General features: G+C 32.1%; 19 protein-coding genes. 9 read left to right on the top strand and 10 right to left on the bottom strand.

The annotated features are described in order from the left end of the window. Positions 1–68 precede the first annotated feature (68 nt). Together AADH04_RS04645 and AADH04_RS04640 are read left to right on the top strand one after the other, a co-directional pair. Positions 69–449 (top strand): toxin-antitoxin system YwqK family antitoxin, encoded by a 381-nt coding sequence (locus AADH04_RS04645; RefSeq protein WP_434779081.1) that lies wholly within the window; start codon positions 69–71, stop codon positions 447–449. Between the two features lie 105 nt (positions 450–554). Beyond that, positions 555–728 (top strand): hypothetical protein, encoded by a 174-nt coding sequence (locus AADH04_RS04640; RefSeq protein ID WP_434779080.1) that lies wholly within the window; start codon positions 555–557, stop codon positions 726–728. A gap of 597 nt (positions 729–1,325) precedes the next feature. Here the strand turns inward: AADH04_RS04640 and AADH04_RS04635 are convergent. From AADH04_RS04635 to AADH04_RS04605, 7 genes are all read right to left on the bottom strand, one after another. Then, positions 1,326–1,535 (bottom strand): tetratricopeptide repeat protein, encoded by a 210-nt coding sequence (locus AADH04_RS04635; protein ID WP_434779079.1) that lies wholly within the window; start codon positions 1,533–1,535, stop codon positions 1,326–1,328. Then, positions 1,457–1,900, bottom strand: a complete 444-nt coding sequence (locus tag AADH04_RS04630) for a tetratricopeptide repeat protein (protein WP_434779078.1) — start codon at positions 1,898–1,900, stop codon at positions 1,457–1,459. Before AADH04_RS04630 ends, AADH04_RS04635 begins: the two co-directional genes overlap by 79 nt. A 23-nt stretch (positions 1,901–1,923) precedes the next feature. Then, positions 1,924–2,118, bottom strand: coding sequence for a hypothetical protein (locus AADH04_RS04625; RefSeq protein ID WP_434779077.1), 195 nt, complete (start codon positions 2,116–2,118; stop codon positions 1,924–1,926). Between the two features lie 60 nt (positions 2,119–2,178). Beyond that, a complete protein-coding gene (locus AADH04_RS04620) occupies positions 2,179–2,598 on the bottom strand; it encodes a hypothetical protein (protein WP_434779076.1) in 420 nt (139 codons plus the stop codon). Positions 2,599–2,719: 121 nt separating this feature from the next. After that, positions 2,720–3,049 (bottom strand): hypothetical protein, encoded by a 330-nt coding sequence (locus tag AADH04_RS04615; protein WP_434779075.1) that lies wholly within the window; start codon positions 3,047–3,049, stop codon positions 2,720–2,722. A 69-nt stretch (positions 3,050–3,118) separates the two neighbouring features. Next, positions 3,119–3,589 carry a hypothetical protein gene (locus AADH04_RS04610; RefSeq protein WP_434779074.1) on the bottom strand — a complete coding sequence of 157 codons (471 nt, stop codon included), beginning with the start codon at positions 3,587–3,589 and terminating at the stop codon, positions 3,119–3,121. Further along, complete coding sequence (locus AADH04_RS04605; protein ID WP_434779073.1) at positions 3,586–6,282, bottom strand: hypothetical protein; 2,697 nt, start codon at positions 6,280–6,282, stop codon at positions 3,586–3,588. Before AADH04_RS04605 ends, AADH04_RS04610 begins: the two co-directional genes overlap by 4 nt. A 478-nt stretch (positions 6,283–6,760) precedes the next feature. Between AADH04_RS04605 and AADH04_RS04600 the strand changes: the two genes are divergently transcribed. The 4 genes from AADH04_RS04600 to AADH04_RS04585 all read left to right on the top strand — a co-directional run bounded on the left by AADH04_RS04600 (position 6,761) and on the right by AADH04_RS04585 (position 10,520). Beyond that, complete coding sequence (locus tag AADH04_RS04600) at positions 6,761–7,876, top strand: PP2C family protein-serine/threonine phosphatase (protein ID WP_434779072.1); 1,116 nt, start codon at positions 6,761–6,763, stop codon at positions 7,874–7,876. Continuing rightward, positions 7,866–8,942: a serine/threonine-protein kinase gene (locus AADH04_RS04595; RefSeq protein ID WP_434779071.1), complete on the top strand. Its 1,077-nt coding sequence runs from the start codon at positions 7,866–7,868 to the stop codon at positions 8,940–8,942. The genes AADH04_RS04600 and AADH04_RS04595 overlap by 11 nt, the downstream gene beginning before the upstream one ends. Then, a complete protein-coding gene (locus tag AADH04_RS04590; RefSeq protein WP_434779070.1) occupies positions 8,939–10,021 on the top strand; it encodes a protein kinase domain-containing protein in 1,083 nt (360 codons plus the stop codon). The genes AADH04_RS04595 and AADH04_RS04590 overlap by 4 nt, the downstream gene beginning before the upstream one ends. Positions 10,022–10,199: 178 nt before the next feature. After that, the gene (locus AADH04_RS04585; protein WP_434779069.1) at positions 10,200–10,520 is read left to right on the top strand and encodes a hypothetical protein; all 321 of its coding nucleotides are present in this window, start codon (positions 10,200–10,202) and stop codon (positions 10,518–10,520) included. Between the two features lie 220 nt (positions 10,521–10,740). On the opposite strand, the gene AADH04_RS04580 is transcribed toward AADH04_RS04585, so the two are convergent. The 3 genes from AADH04_RS04580 to AADH04_RS04570 form a co-directional block, all read right to left on the bottom strand. Beyond that, positions 10,741–11,322, bottom strand: a complete 582-nt coding sequence (locus AADH04_RS04580) for a thermonuclease family protein (protein WP_434779068.1) — start codon at positions 11,320–11,322, stop codon at positions 10,741–10,743. A 48-nt stretch (positions 11,323–11,370) separates the two neighbouring features. Continuing rightward, entirely contained in the window at positions 11,371–12,231 is an 861-nt protein-coding gene (locus tag AADH04_RS04575) for a hypothetical protein (protein WP_434779067.1), read from the bottom strand. A 63-nt stretch (positions 12,232–12,294) separates the two neighbouring features. Beyond that, complete coding sequence (locus tag AADH04_RS04570; protein WP_434779066.1) at positions 12,295–12,882, bottom strand: thermonuclease family protein; 588 nt, start codon at positions 12,880–12,882, stop codon at positions 12,295–12,297. Positions 12,883–13,007: 125 nt separating this feature from the next. Here AADH04_RS04570 and AADH04_RS04565 point away from each other — a divergent pair, with 125 nt between their 5' ends. The 3 genes from AADH04_RS04565 (at position 13,008) to AADH04_RS04555 (ending at position 15,733) form a co-directional block, all read left to right on the top strand. Continuing rightward, positions 13,008–13,415: a hypothetical protein gene (locus AADH04_RS04565; RefSeq protein WP_434779065.1), complete on the top strand. Its 408-nt coding sequence runs from the start codon at positions 13,008–13,010 to the stop codon at positions 13,413–13,415. Positions 13,416–13,905: 490 nt separating this feature from the next. Continuing rightward, positions 13,906–15,057 carry a DUF262 domain-containing protein gene (locus tag AADH04_RS04560; protein ID WP_434779064.1) on the top strand — a complete coding sequence of 384 codons (1,152 nt, stop codon included), beginning with the start codon at positions 13,906–13,908 and terminating at the stop codon, positions 15,055–15,057. Further along, positions 15,050–15,733, top strand: coding sequence for an MAE_28990/MAE_18760 family HEPN-like nuclease (locus AADH04_RS04555; RefSeq protein ID WP_434779063.1), 684 nt, complete (start codon positions 15,050–15,052; stop codon positions 15,731–15,733). The genes AADH04_RS04560 and AADH04_RS04555 overlap by 8 nt, the downstream gene beginning before the upstream one ends.

The raw sequence follows: 15,733 nt of genomic DNA, 5'->3' as shown, positions 1-15,733 counted from the left end.
AAGGATATCATAATGTACTTTATTTAAAATATACCCAATTATATTATTTTAGAATCAAAGGAATTTTGATGAAAAAAATACTCTTTTTAGCTTTTTTTACTGTTTTATCTTCCAATGTTATTGGTCAGAATATAAAAACAGATAAATGTATACCGCAAGAAGCACCTACTGATAGGAATGGAGAAAAAAATGGTCTTGAAATATCATGTTATTCCGATCAATCATTTAATGAGCGAAAATATATAAATGGCAAACGAGATGGTGTACATACTTATTGGTATGACAGTGGCCAAAAAAAATATTTGCTGACATTATCTAATGGTAAGTTCAATGGTCTAGTACTTTTTTGGGAAGAAAATGGAAACGAGTCAGGTCATTGTTTATTTAAAAAAAATAAAGCGATTAAATGTATTAATTTAGATCCTGATGAAATTATTGAAGATTTCTAATTTATAAATCAAAAAATTACTGCACGACCATAATAAGTAATGAATATTAATCCAACCACCTACTCAATGAGTAGGTTTTTTTATACCTAAAATAGGAGAAGCATCATGCCATATCTTAATAAAATGTCTGTTATGGGTAAAGCAGAAGCACGTATTATTAGCCAGTTAGCAAAAGAAGTGGATCAGGCAGAGTTTACAACACAGGCTCAACAAAAATTTGATGATATTAAGAGTAAAACCGTAGATATAAATCAATCAGAAAATATGGAACGGAATTAATTCCCTACATTTGGGGGCATTCAATAGATATAAATATTTAGCTTCGGCTAATTTTTTATTACATTTTCAACACCGTATTTTTTCTATAGGGAACAAAGCAATAGAACATAAAAATAAGCCCCTTTCGGTGTTTCATTCACACACAATTGTAGTCGCTTATTTAATCTACTATATACCCGTCTTTACGTATTTGTTCTTTTGCTTTTTTAATTTGTTTAAAGGTGGGATATTGTCCTGAATATTGTTTAAACAATTCTTTATATCTATCATCTTTGTGCTCAGCTAATTTCCATGATGAGTAATGATCACCATTAGGTAAGATGCAAAAATCACTGCGTACAAAGGGCACTGAACTGCCTGTCCACGTTAAGTAATTTTTAACTAAAGGATAAATCGCAGAGATTTTCAGCCCAACCATTATCGAGACAAATTGAAGGAGGTATCCATGTCTTTGCTTCAACGTGAACAGGTAAAAACAGTGCTGAAATTAAGATTAATTTTTTCATACCTAATTCCATCAGGTTATTTTTTGAATTAGCAGAATAGCAGGTATACAGTCAGGTGATTAATGAGTCTAGGAAAGCTAACAAGTTAAATTTACAACTCATTATTATTAATCAATATTTCTTTTGCTAACCCATTTCCTTGTTTAGCGGATTTACGAAACCATTCAAATGCTTTTTCTAAATCTTGCTTAACACCATCCGCTTGATAATACATAAGACCAATTACATATTGAGCATCTGAGTCCCCATTTTTTGCAGCTTTTTCAAACCAGCTAAATGCTTGATCGAAATTTTGAGGCACTCCTCCACCATAATAATATAGGTAACCAAGCTGATATTGAGCACTAAATAACCCTGTTGTGCTGCTTTTTGTAACCACTCAACCGCTTTATCATAATTCTGCTGTCCACCTTCACCATCAAGATACATTTCTCCTAATCGGTATTGGGCATATTCGTTATTTTGATAAGCTGCTTTTTCGTACCATTCAATCGCTTTAACTGGATCTTTTTCAATTTCAAGCATGTTTCCATAATCATACATTAATGCAACTTGGAGTTGAGCCTCAGTATACCCTTGCATAGCGGCTTTCAAAAGCCATTGAAAAGCATTAATCATGTCAGAATTAAAGTAATATTCCATACCTAGGTTATATTGAGATTGCATGTCTCCGTTTTTTGCGAGACCTTCTAGTTGTTGAATATACTTATCGTTTCTGTTTTTTTTGTGTCTTTAGAAATTGAGTCTTGCATAATCTCTTCTTGATTAGTTTGGTTTAGACAAGAAGATACATTTTCATCTATTGTGCTGGTAACTTTCATCTGAATAATTTCAGCATGAGCAAAAGATAAAAATAGTAAAGGAAATAGAATTAATTTTTTCATACGGCATTCTACCACAGCTATATTTATAGAAATGGTGAGAGAAGGAAGTAAAACTATGTTTTAACTGCTGAGCCAAAAATATGTTTGAAATAAAAAAGCTACTAGTATAGAAAGAAAAAACAATCTATATAACAATATTTGAAAAGGATTATTATATTCTCTGAAATATTTTTCGATTACTTCAACATTAAAAGGCTCTAACTGATGATCATAAACCTCCCAGTCAGGCCCAATCCAATATTCATATCCTATACCTTCACATACAATAAAATGTTTATCCAAGTAATCAAATTTTATAGGGACATCTTTTGAGAAAAATCTGCTTCTTTGTACGTTTTTTACATTAGGAATTTCTTTTAATATTTGTTCAATCTCAGATAATAGAAGCCAATCGCTACAGACATTAAAATGAGTCATAAAACTTTTATCATCAGAATAATATGGACAGGTTTCTATTTTCAATGGATTAAAAGAAAACATATCCCCTCCTTAATCAAATAATACATATTTTCCCAGTTTTTCTTCACAAATTTCTTAGTGTGATACTCAATACTGTGAAGGATAATAAGCCCAGAAGTTTTCCAATTGGCACTATTTTAAGCTATTTAATCACTATATATCCATCTTTACGCATTTGTTCCTTAGCTTTCTCTATTTGCTCAAAGGTAGGAGATTGTCCTGAGTATTGGTTAAATAGATTCTTATATTTGCTTTTTTTCTGATTGTATAGCCTCACAATTGAATAATATTTTTCATTAGGGAGAATACAATAAGACATTGGTTTTGAATAACCATATAACTTTTCATGCTCTAAATCTTTTTTTGTTTTTCCTTCAACCATAGCCCATTTGTTTTCTTGGCAAACTGGGGGGAGAGGTTCCGCATGAACGATAGATAAAAATAATAAAGGGAGTAAAATTAATTTTTTCATACTGAATTCTACCATAGCTACATTTATAGAAATGGTATAGCAGTAACGCTTGATGCTTACTAGAACAAACTATTTAAAATAATTAGGCATAGGCTCTTTTTTTTCAAACAATTCAACCTCTTCTTTTGGTACCCATTTCATATAGACTCCACGCTCATCAAACTCAAACCCAAGCTTACTGGCCATCATTGCATCGCCAACACCAAGTAATAAGTTTTTACCTGTTTTATCTTCCATTCTGACTCCAACTTCACACCCTTTATAAATACCAAAAGTATTTATGCCATAAACTTCACTTACCTCTAAAGGAATAATGTCTTTTATATAAATGTCTGGCTCATTGATATCCCTCGGTGGCAAGTAAAATTTTTCCCCTTTACTTGTCAGCACATATTCTGGTCTCTTATAAATTGAAAATCCATTTTTTAAATCTTGAGGGTCTAATGAACGTAACTGATAAATTCTATCTCCATTCTCAATAGAGCTAATAATTTCATATTCTTTTCCTTGATATAAGGTATATATATCATTTCTAATCATTTTATTTCCTTATTGCTTTCAGGTAAGAATCTTTTCTCACTCTCAATATATCGTCCTACCAACTCTTCTTTACCATCAATCACCTTATAAAGTTCAGCTCCATCTTTCGGCGGCTCATATACACCTTTAGGATAATTCCACTCAGGAATAGCCTCACCATTGCGTGTCGCTAAAAACCCATTTCTTGTAGCTGGAGCAGAGCTTGTATCTGTTCCACCTAGCTTAGAACCATAAGGTATCTGAATCTTTTCTACTTTTTCTATTTTAAACCTAATGATGCCATAACTTGTACCATCTTCAGCAAACTTCGTATATGGATAATCTAGTCTTAATGACTCATATACTTCATCATAATTTTTTAAATGTTTTACATCTTCTGCTCGAGCTATATAACCGCCTATAGTCGTATAAGGGTTTTCAGGATCCAAATACCTATCTATATCACTAAACGAAATCACTTTTTGTAATTCAGTTTCTGTAGTGATGTTAGGAACCATCTCTCTAAGTTGTTTCATCTTTTGTGCTTCTATATCTGTCCAAGTATCCACTGATTTCAGATTAAGGTTTCTAAATTCTTCTGCTGTTAATCCTACTGTTTTTAAATCTTGTGGGAATTGAGTTTCTTTATAACTTAAAGGACTTGGTACTTCAGTTGGGTAAGTAATTTCTCTTGATGCTCTGGGTAATACTGTATTTTCCACATTGGTTCTGAAATCAAAGTTCGGATCAGCTTTAACTCCTGTAAACTGCCCTGTTGGCTCTTTAATCAATGGGACATGTTTTTCAACAAACAAAGGAACGGTTACGTTCTTTTGTATCACAGGTGTTTGGCTAAAATTGCTTGTGGGTTGAGTATGTTTTTTATTAAAACTTACCCCTCCATGCTCAAAATACTTAACATTGCTGATATTTCCTTCTTTAATCGCATTCTTTGTGATGGCTGTAATCGTATCATCACCACCCATTTTAAAGACTTTTGCCAGCTGTTTACCGCCTTTAACGGGTATAACTTCACTTAATACTTCAAAAGAGCCAAATAACAGTGCTGTCCCAGCTAAACCATAAGCATCAACATTACTTTGTCTAACGGATTCTATGCCTTGTTCCATTTGCTTGATATAAGGGGCTAAAGGCTGACCTATATTTTTTTGTATGATTTCTTGTGTACTGGCACTAGGCGTATAGGTATAGCGTTCCTGAATATCTTTTTGTATGGCTACAGCGGCTTCTGTACCATAAATAGCCGCAGCAGGAATTGAGGTTACACCAGCAGCCATTCTACTGCCCATACCTGTGAGCATATTCAACCCTGTTTCGAATGCTGCTTTTTGGTTCAGTACTCTTTGTTCTGTCGCTTGATAAACCTCTACTCCCCAGTGTTTGACTGTATCGGGAATAGGTAGTTTATTTAGATTCACATTACCCAACATACCTAGAACAATTTCATCATCTTTAGCTTTGTATTGTCTAGCGTAACTCAAAGGATCAAATTTTTGTTCTTGACGTAGCTTTTGATAATAAGGGTCTTCACTCATTCTTCCTCTAGCTAAACTGATTTGCTCATTTCGATGTTGAGCGGTTAGTTGCCTTTCCTCTTGCGCTTGTCTGGCTTGTTCGGCTCGAGCCTGATCAATACGTTCATTGATCATACCTTGCCCAGAAGTATTTTTTCTCCCTTCTTTTTCATTTATAGCTTGTTCTGCTTCTGTATATTGACTGCGATCATAAGTGTATTCTTTATTGGGTTGAATATTAGGGATAACATGTTGATGACCATCTTTAAGCTGAATATCTCTTATTTGCCCAGATCGATACAAAGCACCTAAAGCTTCATATGGGTGTTCTGAATCCAGTTTTTTAGCCAGACTCCAACCAGTATCTCCCTGTCGGGCAATAATTTTACGTTTGGTGTCTTCTGGTTCTAATGGAGGTTCAATAGGTTGTTTAACGATATTCTCTAAAGATTCTCCAGCCAGAATTTTTTGAGTTGATAAGCTTAAATGTTCATTGCGTTCACCTAACTGTAACTGAACTTCATCTTTATTGATCTGTAACTGGTGAACTTTTGGCGGATCACCAGCGTGATCATGGACAATAAAGCCTAGAGCTTCTTTAAGGATATATTGCTCTTTTTTGTTAAAGCCAGATACTTGTTTATCAAACAAATGTTCATCCAACGCATTGATAATCTGCTTTTTACGTCCTATAGGTGGATAGATTCTTTGATAAAGCTCACTATAAGGCTCAGATTTTGCTTTCTGATATTCTGTTTTATCTGGATTTTTAGCCTCCAACAATTCTGAATCAACAGTGAGCCCTTTATTGTTTATGGCTTCTGCTACATTTGCAAAGGCATATTTATTGTTACCAATATTAGCCATTAAACAACCTGTTTTAGGGCTGTAATACATCAATTTGATATCGATATTATCGTTACGCCCACCTTTAAGAGCCACATCGAAAGCTAAGCCGTCAAATACAGCCTCTTTTTGTTCTTTGTTTAATTTATCTAGATTATGAGTAAACGTGCTTTGGTCAAAGGCATTTTTGATGGTTTCATTGAGTTCAGGAGCCTTCTGTTGTGCCAACTCCAACGCTTCTTTTTGACGTTGTAATTGCTCTTCTTGCTCGCGTTGTAATCTTTGCTGATCAGCAAAAGATTGATTGAGATTTAACTGAAACTCTTCATCCATTTTTACTACTCAAAATAAATTTTTTTAGAATCTTATCATCTTTTCTGCATAAGCAGAACAAAAACACACCGTGTTTAACGGCTACCGCCTATCCTGCGTTTAGTTTAAAATTTCATTATATATTCATAATGGTGTTTGAATAAATTCTATTTTAATGATAACCAGTATTAAAATAGAATTTTTGATTGAAAATACATGATTTTTGAGTATATTTTAATGAATAGATATGATCATATATTATATATAGTGAAATTTTAATGATATTTAACTTCTTAATTAATGCTAATATATGAAAAATATGTATATTTGGTATTAATCATTTAATACATGGAAAACAGAATTTTTTATCAAAAAAGAAAAGTGATGTAGTTAAATGTTCACTTTTGTGAGACTTTTACAAAAAATTATCCAAGAGCAGTTAAGTATGATGTATATTTAGAGGTACTTTTAGTTATCAAGGAATGGTGATAAACCAATTATGAGTAAAGATAATTTGAGACAGCAAATTAATAATTGGATAACACGAAAAACACCTAAAAATTGTGCTGTTAGCGTTGCTGACAATTTTCCAATTGCTATTGCATCAGATATAGGCTTAGTCAGAAATGAAAATCAAGATAAAGCAGTTTTATTAAGAGCTCAAGTAACCCCATCAAAATCATTTATAGTTGGCGTATTATGTGATGGCATTGGGGGAATGCCAAATGGTACAGAGTGTGCCTCACTCGCTGTTTCTTCATTCATTTCAAGTTGTATTCAAAATAGGAATTTAAATGTCGATGAACGCCTTTTAAAAGCAACGTATGAGGCAAATCAAAGTGTTTTTAATAAATATGAAGGGAATGGAGGAGCTACACTCTCAGCGTTTATTTATGATAATGATGGTAACACAAGTGCAGTTAATATTGGGGATAGCCGGATATACTGTTTTACAGGACATAATGTGACGCAATTATCTGTTGATGATACGATTGCAGGGCAGTTAAAACAGTTAGAAAACCCTTCAGAGATGAGTTATAAACTTCTTCAGTATGTAGGCATTGGAGATGAAATAGAAGTTCATCAAATCAGCCTTCCGAATATTTTATCAATAAAAAAACTATTACTTACAAGTGATGGAGTACATTCTCTACCTATACCCACCTTTAATACATTAGTCGCGCAAGATATATCATCTTTTGAACTGGCAAAGAGGCTAATCTCTGTATCAAGTTGGAGTGGAGGTTCCGATAATTCAACTACAATAGTTATATCAGAACTATCAACTCTTCTTTCAAATAATACAGATATAGCAACTGGAACAGTGCAGTTATGGGATTCTAATGGAAGTGCCTATTTTATTGGTATAGAAAAAATATCTACGGTTACTGTAGAGAAAGATACATCAACAGAATTTTCTCATCATACTAGCAATGTTGAATCTACAGAACAATTACATCCAAGAAATGAATTTACGCCAAGATATACTATTAATAGACGGAGAACAGGAAAGCCTAAAAAGCAAAAAACAATTAAAGAAATTGTTCAACTTAATGAATCAATTGAAGAACAAGAAAAAAAGCCTCAATTAAGGATAGATTTTGATGATAAATAGGTTATTAGAAAATTTACCAAACAGATACCAACCTTTACCTGGTGCTGGTGCTAGCGGTGGTTTCAGTGATGTCCTCTATTGCAATGATAAAAATTTAGAACGCCACGTCGTAATAAAATCCATAAGAGATATTTCTGAGACGGATAGGCTACTAGATGAAGTTAATGCCCTTATGCAACTTCGTTCAAAACATGTAGTTCAGCTTTACGATGTAATTTATGACAATAGTACAATTATTGGAATTGTAATGGAGTTTATTAAGGGCAATGACCTATTATGTTTACCAGAAACAATAAAAAATGGAGAATGCTTACTTAAAGTATTATGGCAAATAGCATCGGGAATATCAGATATTCATCAAGCTGGTATTATTCATCGTGATATTAAACCTAATAATATGAAAATGGGTGGGGAAGATATTGTTAAAATCTTTGATTTTGGTTTATCTAGAAAGCAAGATTTAAATGCCAAAACTATAGGATTCAAAGGAACATTTGGCTTCTCTGCCCCTGAATTATTTCAAAATGAAAGCAAATTTACAAATGCTATCGACGTTTATGCCTTTGGAGCTACAGTATTGTATTTTATTAGACCAGAACTATTCCAAAATTTTAGAAATACCCCGTTCTCTACATTACCTGTTGGGTCTTTTGAACATGGATATTTAAGCACTTACCCGAACTTAATTCCATTATTTGAGCAATGTTTCTCTCCTAACCCTACTGAGCGGCCACGTATGAGCCATATAAGAGATGAGATAGGAAAACACTTATTATTGAATCAACATCAAGCTTTAATTATACACAAAGCTAAGTCTCATATCCTTAATGCCGATTCTAGAACTGCTAAATTAGATTCTCCAGTTGGGTCATGTGAGCTTTATTATGATGGTCTAAATTTTATAATGCAGAATATTAATGGAGAAGTATTTGTAAATAATAAATATATAAAAGAAGTTACTATTTTGTATGGTGCTTGCGTCATATCATTAGGTAATAGTGATAGACATGCTAGAGAAAGATATTTTATTACATTTGATATATCAAACCCTGAGATTACATTATGATAGGACCACATACTTACAATGAATTAATAGCCTCAAGATATAGAATTGATGGCTTTGTTGGTGTAGGAGGAATGCAGTATGTTTACTTAGCCCATGATCTATTGTTAAAACGTAATGTTGCTTTGAAAACACCTAAAAATGATTCTGCTGAAAAACGTTTTCACCGTAGTGCCATAGTATCAGCTAAAATTAATCATCCAAATATTGCAAAAACACTAAATTATGTCGAAGAAAATAATCGCGCTTATCTTGTTGAAGAATTAATCGAAGGTGCTGATTTAGCATCAGCGATATTAAAATCGATTGAATATTTAGATCCATTTCTAACTGCTCGAATATTACATCACTTAGCAAAAGGATTAGCGGCATCTCATCATGTTGGTGTGATACATCGCGATCTTAAACCCACTAATATAATGGTGACAGATACATTTAATTTACAACAAATAAAGATTACAGATTTTGGTATAGCTAAAATGGCTGATGAGGAAATTGCTATGGCGGCAGAAGGAGGTAACGATACAATCACTGCATCAGCGACAGCGGTTGGTGCTTTGCCATATATGGCTCCTGAATCTATTAATACACCTAGAGATGTTGGTTTACAGGCTGATATATGGTCTATTGGGGCAATTAGCTATGAATTATTGACAGGAAAAAAACCTTTTGGGACAGGTCTTAAAGCAGTCGGTAATATTATAACTGGAAAATATGAAGAGTTCCCTAATTTTCTTATTGATAACCCTCAATTTAGCTATTTATCTCAACAATTAATTTCGATTGTTAAATCTTGTTTACAAGTTAATCCTGATGATAGGCCAACAGCAGATGAGCTTGTCCATAAATGCAGTTTATTATGTTATCAAATAAGTAGGCGTTATAAAGGTGTAATAAGGAATTTAAATCATAATGCATGGGGATTTATTGATGTCTCTGGTATGAGTAATGTTTTTTATCATGTTAATTGTGTTTATGGAGCCCTACCCAAAATAGGAGAATCTGTTTTATTCTCAAAGTATGATGGTGGTGGCGCAGATCGAGCACTACCAGTATTGAAGTTAAAACCCGTTAGTAAATAAAACCAATATTTATAGTGCAACTAAAAAGTTATGATACATAATAGATTAGATTAAAGTGAAACTACAGATAATGATATCTATATTATAATTAAATGAAATTTCAATGCTAATAGATGCTAATAATTAATTTAAATAGTATAATGACTACATATAAAATTAAAAAATAAGGCTCTATTTTATGATTTCATTAGAAGAATTCATGGCATCAGAGAAACCAAAACGTCGTTCTAAATTAGACCCCTTTAAGGACGATATCTTAGCCCTAAAACAAAATGGCTATTCAGAACGATCTATTGTTAAATATCTCGAATTAAATGGGCTTATAGTCTCACAACGAACAGTTAATCAATTTATTCTGAACAACAAGCCTGAAGAAAAAGCTACACCTAAAATAAAGGTTACGAAAAACCAGACAAAAGAAAATAAGGAAAGTAAGTCTTCTTCAGTTCCTAGAAGTTTTGACTGGCAAACTAAGGTTGATGAAAGTGAGCTGATTTAACTTTCTGGTTTTTGCCAGAAATGACATGAAGAATTTAATTTATGTGCAATAGATAATGAGAACTGTGCTGATTCTAGCTTATGCTGTTTTTTTACTTGGTTTATATATTGGATTGATAACTTGGTTTACTGTCAGATCAGGTCTGAGCTACTACAAATAAATAAAATAATAAGTGGCAGATAGATTTTTTTGAAGATAATAGATGACTTCATTTGTTCCCTCATTCCCAAGGAACAATAGGATTAGGAACAGCCCATAACCCGCGTTTAGCTTGTTTTGCTTCTTCTTGAGCCTGTTGATAGGTCAAATTTTTTCCCATTGATGGATCATACCAAGCATATCCTTGTTTGATCATTTCTTTATTGATGTCGACAATAATCATTGGCCAAGGGCCACAGGTATTGTCTTTTTGTGAAATTTCTTCCTCTGATAGATAGCGTGAACGAAGGCAATTACCCGCACTTGGTACAGTCAACTCACTGTACCAATCAAAAACAGTTCCCCATATTGTAGAAGCTTCTTTTTTATTGACTTTTATAGTGAACGCTTGGCCAATTGCCCTATCTGAAAATTCTTTTAAAGCCTGTGTCGCCTCTTTTTCATAGGCTTGCCCTTTTTTGGGCGCAGCAATTTGAGATAACTTAACCATAACAACATTAGGTTGCTGATCAGGATCAATAGTAGGATCATCTACTCTACAAAGAAGAGTATCCCCATTAAGATTGCCTACAAAAACACAATTGATGATTTCAGCATGAGCAAAAGATAAAAGCAGTAGAGGGAGTAAGATTAGTTTTTTCATAATTTTGTTCTAATATAATAAACAAAAGATTCTACATTTATAGTGGCTTCATAATTTTGAAATTTTGTCTGATACCCGATACATTGTTGCTACCATAGAGGGAAAATGTTCAAGTACTATGTCTGTTTCTAAATCACTAATAAATTTCTCTTCAGAGGATCTTTTTGCCACATAAAACCATTGAAATAGACCATATGGAATAAGTGTTATCGCTAAAATAATAAGAATTATGTTAATAGAACCAAGCTTCTCTACTACTGCTACAGAGTTTTCAGGCAAGAATGGTAAAGTAACTTTGAGAATAGTCAGGAAAATCGCGACATAAATAATAAAACTTAAGAGCCTAGAATCTTTTTTTCTTAAATTTTGTACTTTTTCATGTACACCTTCTCCAAATTGAGCATCTGTTTGATTTTTTATCTTTTGATAAAAATGTTTATATTTATTGGCTAGTTCTTTCTCAGAAAGAAACAGTGGATAAATGCTTACGTGATAACAACCAGGTGGAACGTTTATATAATCACAGTTGCTAATATAATCACGAGCCTTTTCACTATCACTATGTTGAGCAAACCCAGCTAAACCAATTAAACCTATCTTTCCATCTGTAGTAACAAATTCTCTATTGATTATTGGTTTAAAGTTGATGTTGTCAATGTTCTCTATTTTGGCAAGTTTTTTAAATAGTTCAGGTGGAATATTTTCTTCTAAGTAAAGATGCATTATATGCATTTCTTTTTTTAACGTTATTATTTCAATTAAAGCATTATTCCTTTTTAGTTTAGAGAATAATCTGCTTCGGATAAAAGGGTAAAAGGCTTTAACTAATTTAGATGCTGGCAAACCTTCTGTACTAAATAATAATACTTTTTTTGCCCAATCAGTTGTTGTTAAAATATGTTTAGCCATTTTTCTCTCTTTATAACTTATTTTGCTATTACGCTAAAAATCCTTACTGTGAGGGGATACTGTTTAGTATGGATGATTATGTCTATATTCTTCTAAAATAAAATCAGTTTGTTTTTTCTCTTCATGGCGAATCATTTGACGATAAATCCAAGGAGGAATCGGATTAGGTTCTGTCCATAGTCCACGTTTTGCTTTTTTTGCTTCTTCTTGTGCTTGTTGGTAATCAGAGAATTGTTGGCCCAATGGATTATTCCACGAAGCTCCTTGTTTGATCATTTCAAGGTTAATGTTGTTATATTTTGTACAAGTTGTTGCTAGATTTTTTGAACCACAACCGTACAATTTATATTCAAAAATAGTTACTAAGATATTGCCAAACTGATCTTTACCATATGATTGAATCAAAAAATTATTTTCTATATTTAATAGTTTCCTCAAAGTATCTTTTGCTTTTTTTGCATAAGGCTGTTTGCCATTTGGAGCAATACTTTGAAATAAAATTAGGGTTATTGTCTCTTTTGTACTATCTTGTTGACAAATTATGGTATTACCATCAACAACGGTTTCTATTTTACATGATAGTTTCTCCACTACAGTTTCAGCCTGTGCAAAAGATAGAAATAGTATTGGGAGTAAGATTATTTTTTTCATAATTTGATTCTAGCATAATAAATAAAAACCTTTATATAGCAAGGGTTTTGTAGTGATGGAATATCTTTCTTAATCTGTTATTATTCTATGCATTGCTGCCCTAAAATTAATAGAGAATAATAAAAATGAACACACAAAAAATCAAAAAATCAATTATATTTATTCAGAAACACATATTATTAAGTCTTTTATTGGCAACAGTTTTATTGATATTGAGTATATCTCTTATATCTTTTTCTGCAGGATTTTTTGATTTAAGATACCAAAATTTCCCATGGAAAGCGTTTGTTTTTGACCTGTCTCTTGCTTTATGCTCTTTGTTTTCAAGTATATGTTTTTTATTAGTGATTTTTTCTAAAAATTTAACGAAAACCAAATATCTCAGATTAACGTTAAAAATATATTCTTGGTTTTGTTTTGTGGTTTCTTTTTTATGTTTTATTGATTATAGTGCAAATATGATGCTTATATTAATAGCGTTTTTAATTAAACATAGTATCGTTGCGCCATATTATCCTTCTATCAAATGGTAATGATATACTTAGACACTTATGAGTTTTTCAATTGATAAAACCTTTAAATTTAAGTTGAGGCAGCACGAAATAATAATGTGTTTCAATACATATATTGATGCAAACAAGAAAAAAATTCCACTCGTAAGTGGAATTATAATTACTTTTCATGCCAATTTTTTTCTAAAAAAATTGATATTATTTTGCTAAATCAGGATATTACAAAGACTCGAATTGTAACTGACCTATGCCTGAGAGCAAACCAAAACCTAACAATCATAGTGAATATTTTACTCAATCGTTTATAATGACTTTTGTGTCAATTTTAAAATAATCATTAAGTACTAAAAATAGATAGATGGGAAGATAGAAAATAAAAAAACATTAGAAATTTTCATTATTTAATAAACTCTGAAACTATTAAGAGCTTTATTTTAGTAAGCTAATTATTATTGTTTTATATTTACATATTAACCACAATGATACAAATTGAAAAGATAGGAATTTACAATTGGATAAAATAGATTTAGAAATACAGATTGAGCAAGCAAGGAAAACTGTGCATGTTGATTCATACCCCATGTCAATAGGTGAATTAGTGAACCTGTACAAGGAGGGTGATTTAAATATACAGCCTGAATTTCAAAGAATTTTTAGATGGAAGGAGAGGCAAAAAAGCCAATTTATTGAATCAATTTTATTAGGGATTCCAATCCCATCAATATTTGTAGCACAACAACATGATGGAAGATGGGATGTTGTTGATGGGTTACAAAGAATTTCAACAATCCTTCAATTTTTAGGTTTCTTACGAGATGAAAATGATAAATTAATTCCTCCTCTTGAGTTAGAAGCCACAAAATATTTGCCTAATCTTAAAGGAAAGGTAGCCATAGATAAATCTATTGACCATACTGATGATAAAATATATCAAACAAGATTGATTCATCCTAATATACTAAGAGCGTTCAAAAGAGAAAAAATTGATTTAAAGATCATAAAAAAAGAAAGTAATGAAGATGCGAAACTTGAGCTTTTTCAGAGACTTAATACTGGAGGCTCTAAATTAACAGACCAAGAAGTACGAAACTGTATACTTCTTATGGTTAATCGAAAGGCATTTGAATGGCTCCAAGATTTAGCAAAAAATAATGACTTCAATAACACTGTAACAATAACCAAAAGGAAAGAGGAAGAAAGTTATTTTAATGAACTTATTCTCAAATATTTGGTATTGCGTCATTTTGATGAAAATGAGTTAAAGGAAGAAAAAGATTTAAATGTATATTTAGATCGAGCTACTTCTAGAATTTTTGGTAATTCTGATTTTGATTTTGATAGAGAAAAAGTGATTTTTGAGAGGACATTCAAGTTATTAAATGAATCACTTAATGAAGATGCATTTAGAAAGTACCAACAAAATGTTGGGAAGTACAAAGGTCCTTTCTCAAACCCTATATATGAGTGTTTAACATTTGCTCTTTCCCATTATTTAGCTGACTCAGGAGGTGATGCTTCTAATATTTCGAATACTATTCAAGAAATTTCCAGGTCCCTTCCGACGAATAACTCTTTTTTGGATATTGAAAAACCTGGAACTAGGTCTCTTTATAGATTGATGGAAATGAGAAAGTTAGGACTAACGCTTTTTAGTCATGAATAATTACCGACAACCTATAGATATACTTCAAGAAAAATTGGATAAAGATTTATCTTGGAGGAAAAAAGAAATTTCCAATCTTTTACTACACATTGATAGTCAGGAAGGTTCCTTACAAATTGCACTAATTAGAGGGGCAATCACTATCCTATATGCACATTGGGAAGGATTTGTTAAAGTAGCGTCAATAAAATACTTGGAATATGTTTGTAATCAGGGCTACTCCTTAGCAGAACTTACCCATAATTTTTCTTATATTACTTTAGGAAAAAAATTTCCTCATAATCAGGTATCTATGAATTCCTATCGGTGTCAAAAGGAGATTTTTGATTATATTCATACACAACATCAAAATGAAAAGCTACAAATAAGCCCAAAGGATACGATTAAGACGCACTCAAATCTTACCTTTAAACATTTCAAGATAATTGGTCAACAATTAGGTATAGATATCTCATGGTATAGCACAAAGGAAAATTTTATTGATAAATGTTTATTGGCTTTACGTAATCCTATAGCTCATGGCGAATTCAGAAATGACGGCCAACTTTTAAAAGAGTTCAATCAGATGAAACAACATACACTTGACTGTATAGAAAAATTCAAAGACCTCATTATAAATGCTTCTGAAAACCAAGAATTTTTACGCGAAACTCCGCCTCTAGATGAGATGAAATAG

It is taken from the genome of Neisseria sp. Ec49-e6-T10 (assembly GCF_051132615.1).
GTDB lineage: Bacteria > Pseudomonadota > Gammaproteobacteria > Burkholderiales > Neisseriaceae.
This window is presented reverse-complemented; position numbering and strand designations above follow the sequence as displayed.

Bases quoted from the DNA above. Each gene is read 5' to 3' on its own strand.
- AADH04_RS04645 (WP_434779081.1), top strand. From the start codon at position 69: ATGAAAAAAATACTCTTTTTAGCTTTTTTTACTGTTTTATCTTCCAAT.
- AADH04_RS04640 (WP_434779080.1), top strand. From the start codon at position 555: ATGCCATATCTTAATAAAATGTCTGTTATGGGTAAAGCAGAAGCACGT.
- AADH04_RS04630 (WP_434779078.1), bottom strand. From the start codon at position 1,900: ATGCAATCTCAATATAACCTAGGTATGGAATATTACTTTAATTCTGAC.
- AADH04_RS04625 (WP_434779077.1), bottom strand. From the start codon at position 2,118: ATGAAAAAATTAATTCTATTTCCTTTACTATTTTTATCTTTTGCTCAT.
- AADH04_RS04620 (WP_434779076.1), bottom strand. From the start codon at position 2,598: ATGTTTTCTTTTAATCCATTGAAAATAGAAACCTGTCCATATTATTCT.
- AADH04_RS04615 (WP_434779075.1), bottom strand. From the start codon at position 3,049: ATGAAAAAATTAATTTTACTCCCTTTATTATTTTTATCTATCGTTCAT.
- AADH04_RS04610 (WP_434779074.1), bottom strand. From the start codon at position 3,589: ATGATTAGAAATGATATATATACCTTATATCAAGGAAAAGAATATGAA.
- AADH04_RS04605 (WP_434779073.1), bottom strand. From the start codon at position 6,282: ATGGATGAAGAGTTTCAGTTAAATCTCAATCAATCTTTTGCTGATCAG.
- AADH04_RS04600 (WP_434779072.1), top strand. From the start codon at position 6,761: ATGAGTAAAGATAATTTGAGACAGCAAATTAATAATTGGATAACACGA.
- AADH04_RS04595 (WP_434779071.1), top strand. From the start codon at position 7,866: ATGATAAATAGGTTATTAGAAAATTTACCAAACAGATACCAACCTTTA.
- AADH04_RS04590 (WP_434779070.1), top strand. From the start codon at position 8,939: ATGATAGGACCACATACTTACAATGAATTAATAGCCTCAAGATATAGA.
- AADH04_RS04585 (WP_434779069.1), top strand. From the start codon at position 10,200: ATGATTTCATTAGAAGAATTCATGGCATCAGAGAAACCAAAACGTCGT.
- AADH04_RS04580 (WP_434779068.1), bottom strand. From the start codon at position 11,322: ATGAAAAAACTAATCTTACTCCCTCTACTGCTTTTATCTTTTGCTCAT.
- AADH04_RS04575 (WP_434779067.1), bottom strand. From the start codon at position 12,231: ATGGCTAAACATATTTTAACAACAACTGATTGGGCAAAAAAAGTATTA.
- AADH04_RS04570 (WP_434779066.1), bottom strand. From the start codon at position 12,882: ATGAAAAAAATAATCTTACTCCCAATACTATTTCTATCTTTTGCACAG.
- AADH04_RS04565 (WP_434779065.1), top strand. From the start codon at position 13,008: ATGAACACACAAAAAATCAAAAAATCAATTATATTTATTCAGAAACAC.
- AADH04_RS04555 (WP_434779063.1), top strand. From the start codon at position 15,050: ATGAATAATTACCGACAACCTATAGATATACTTCAAGAAAAATTGGAT.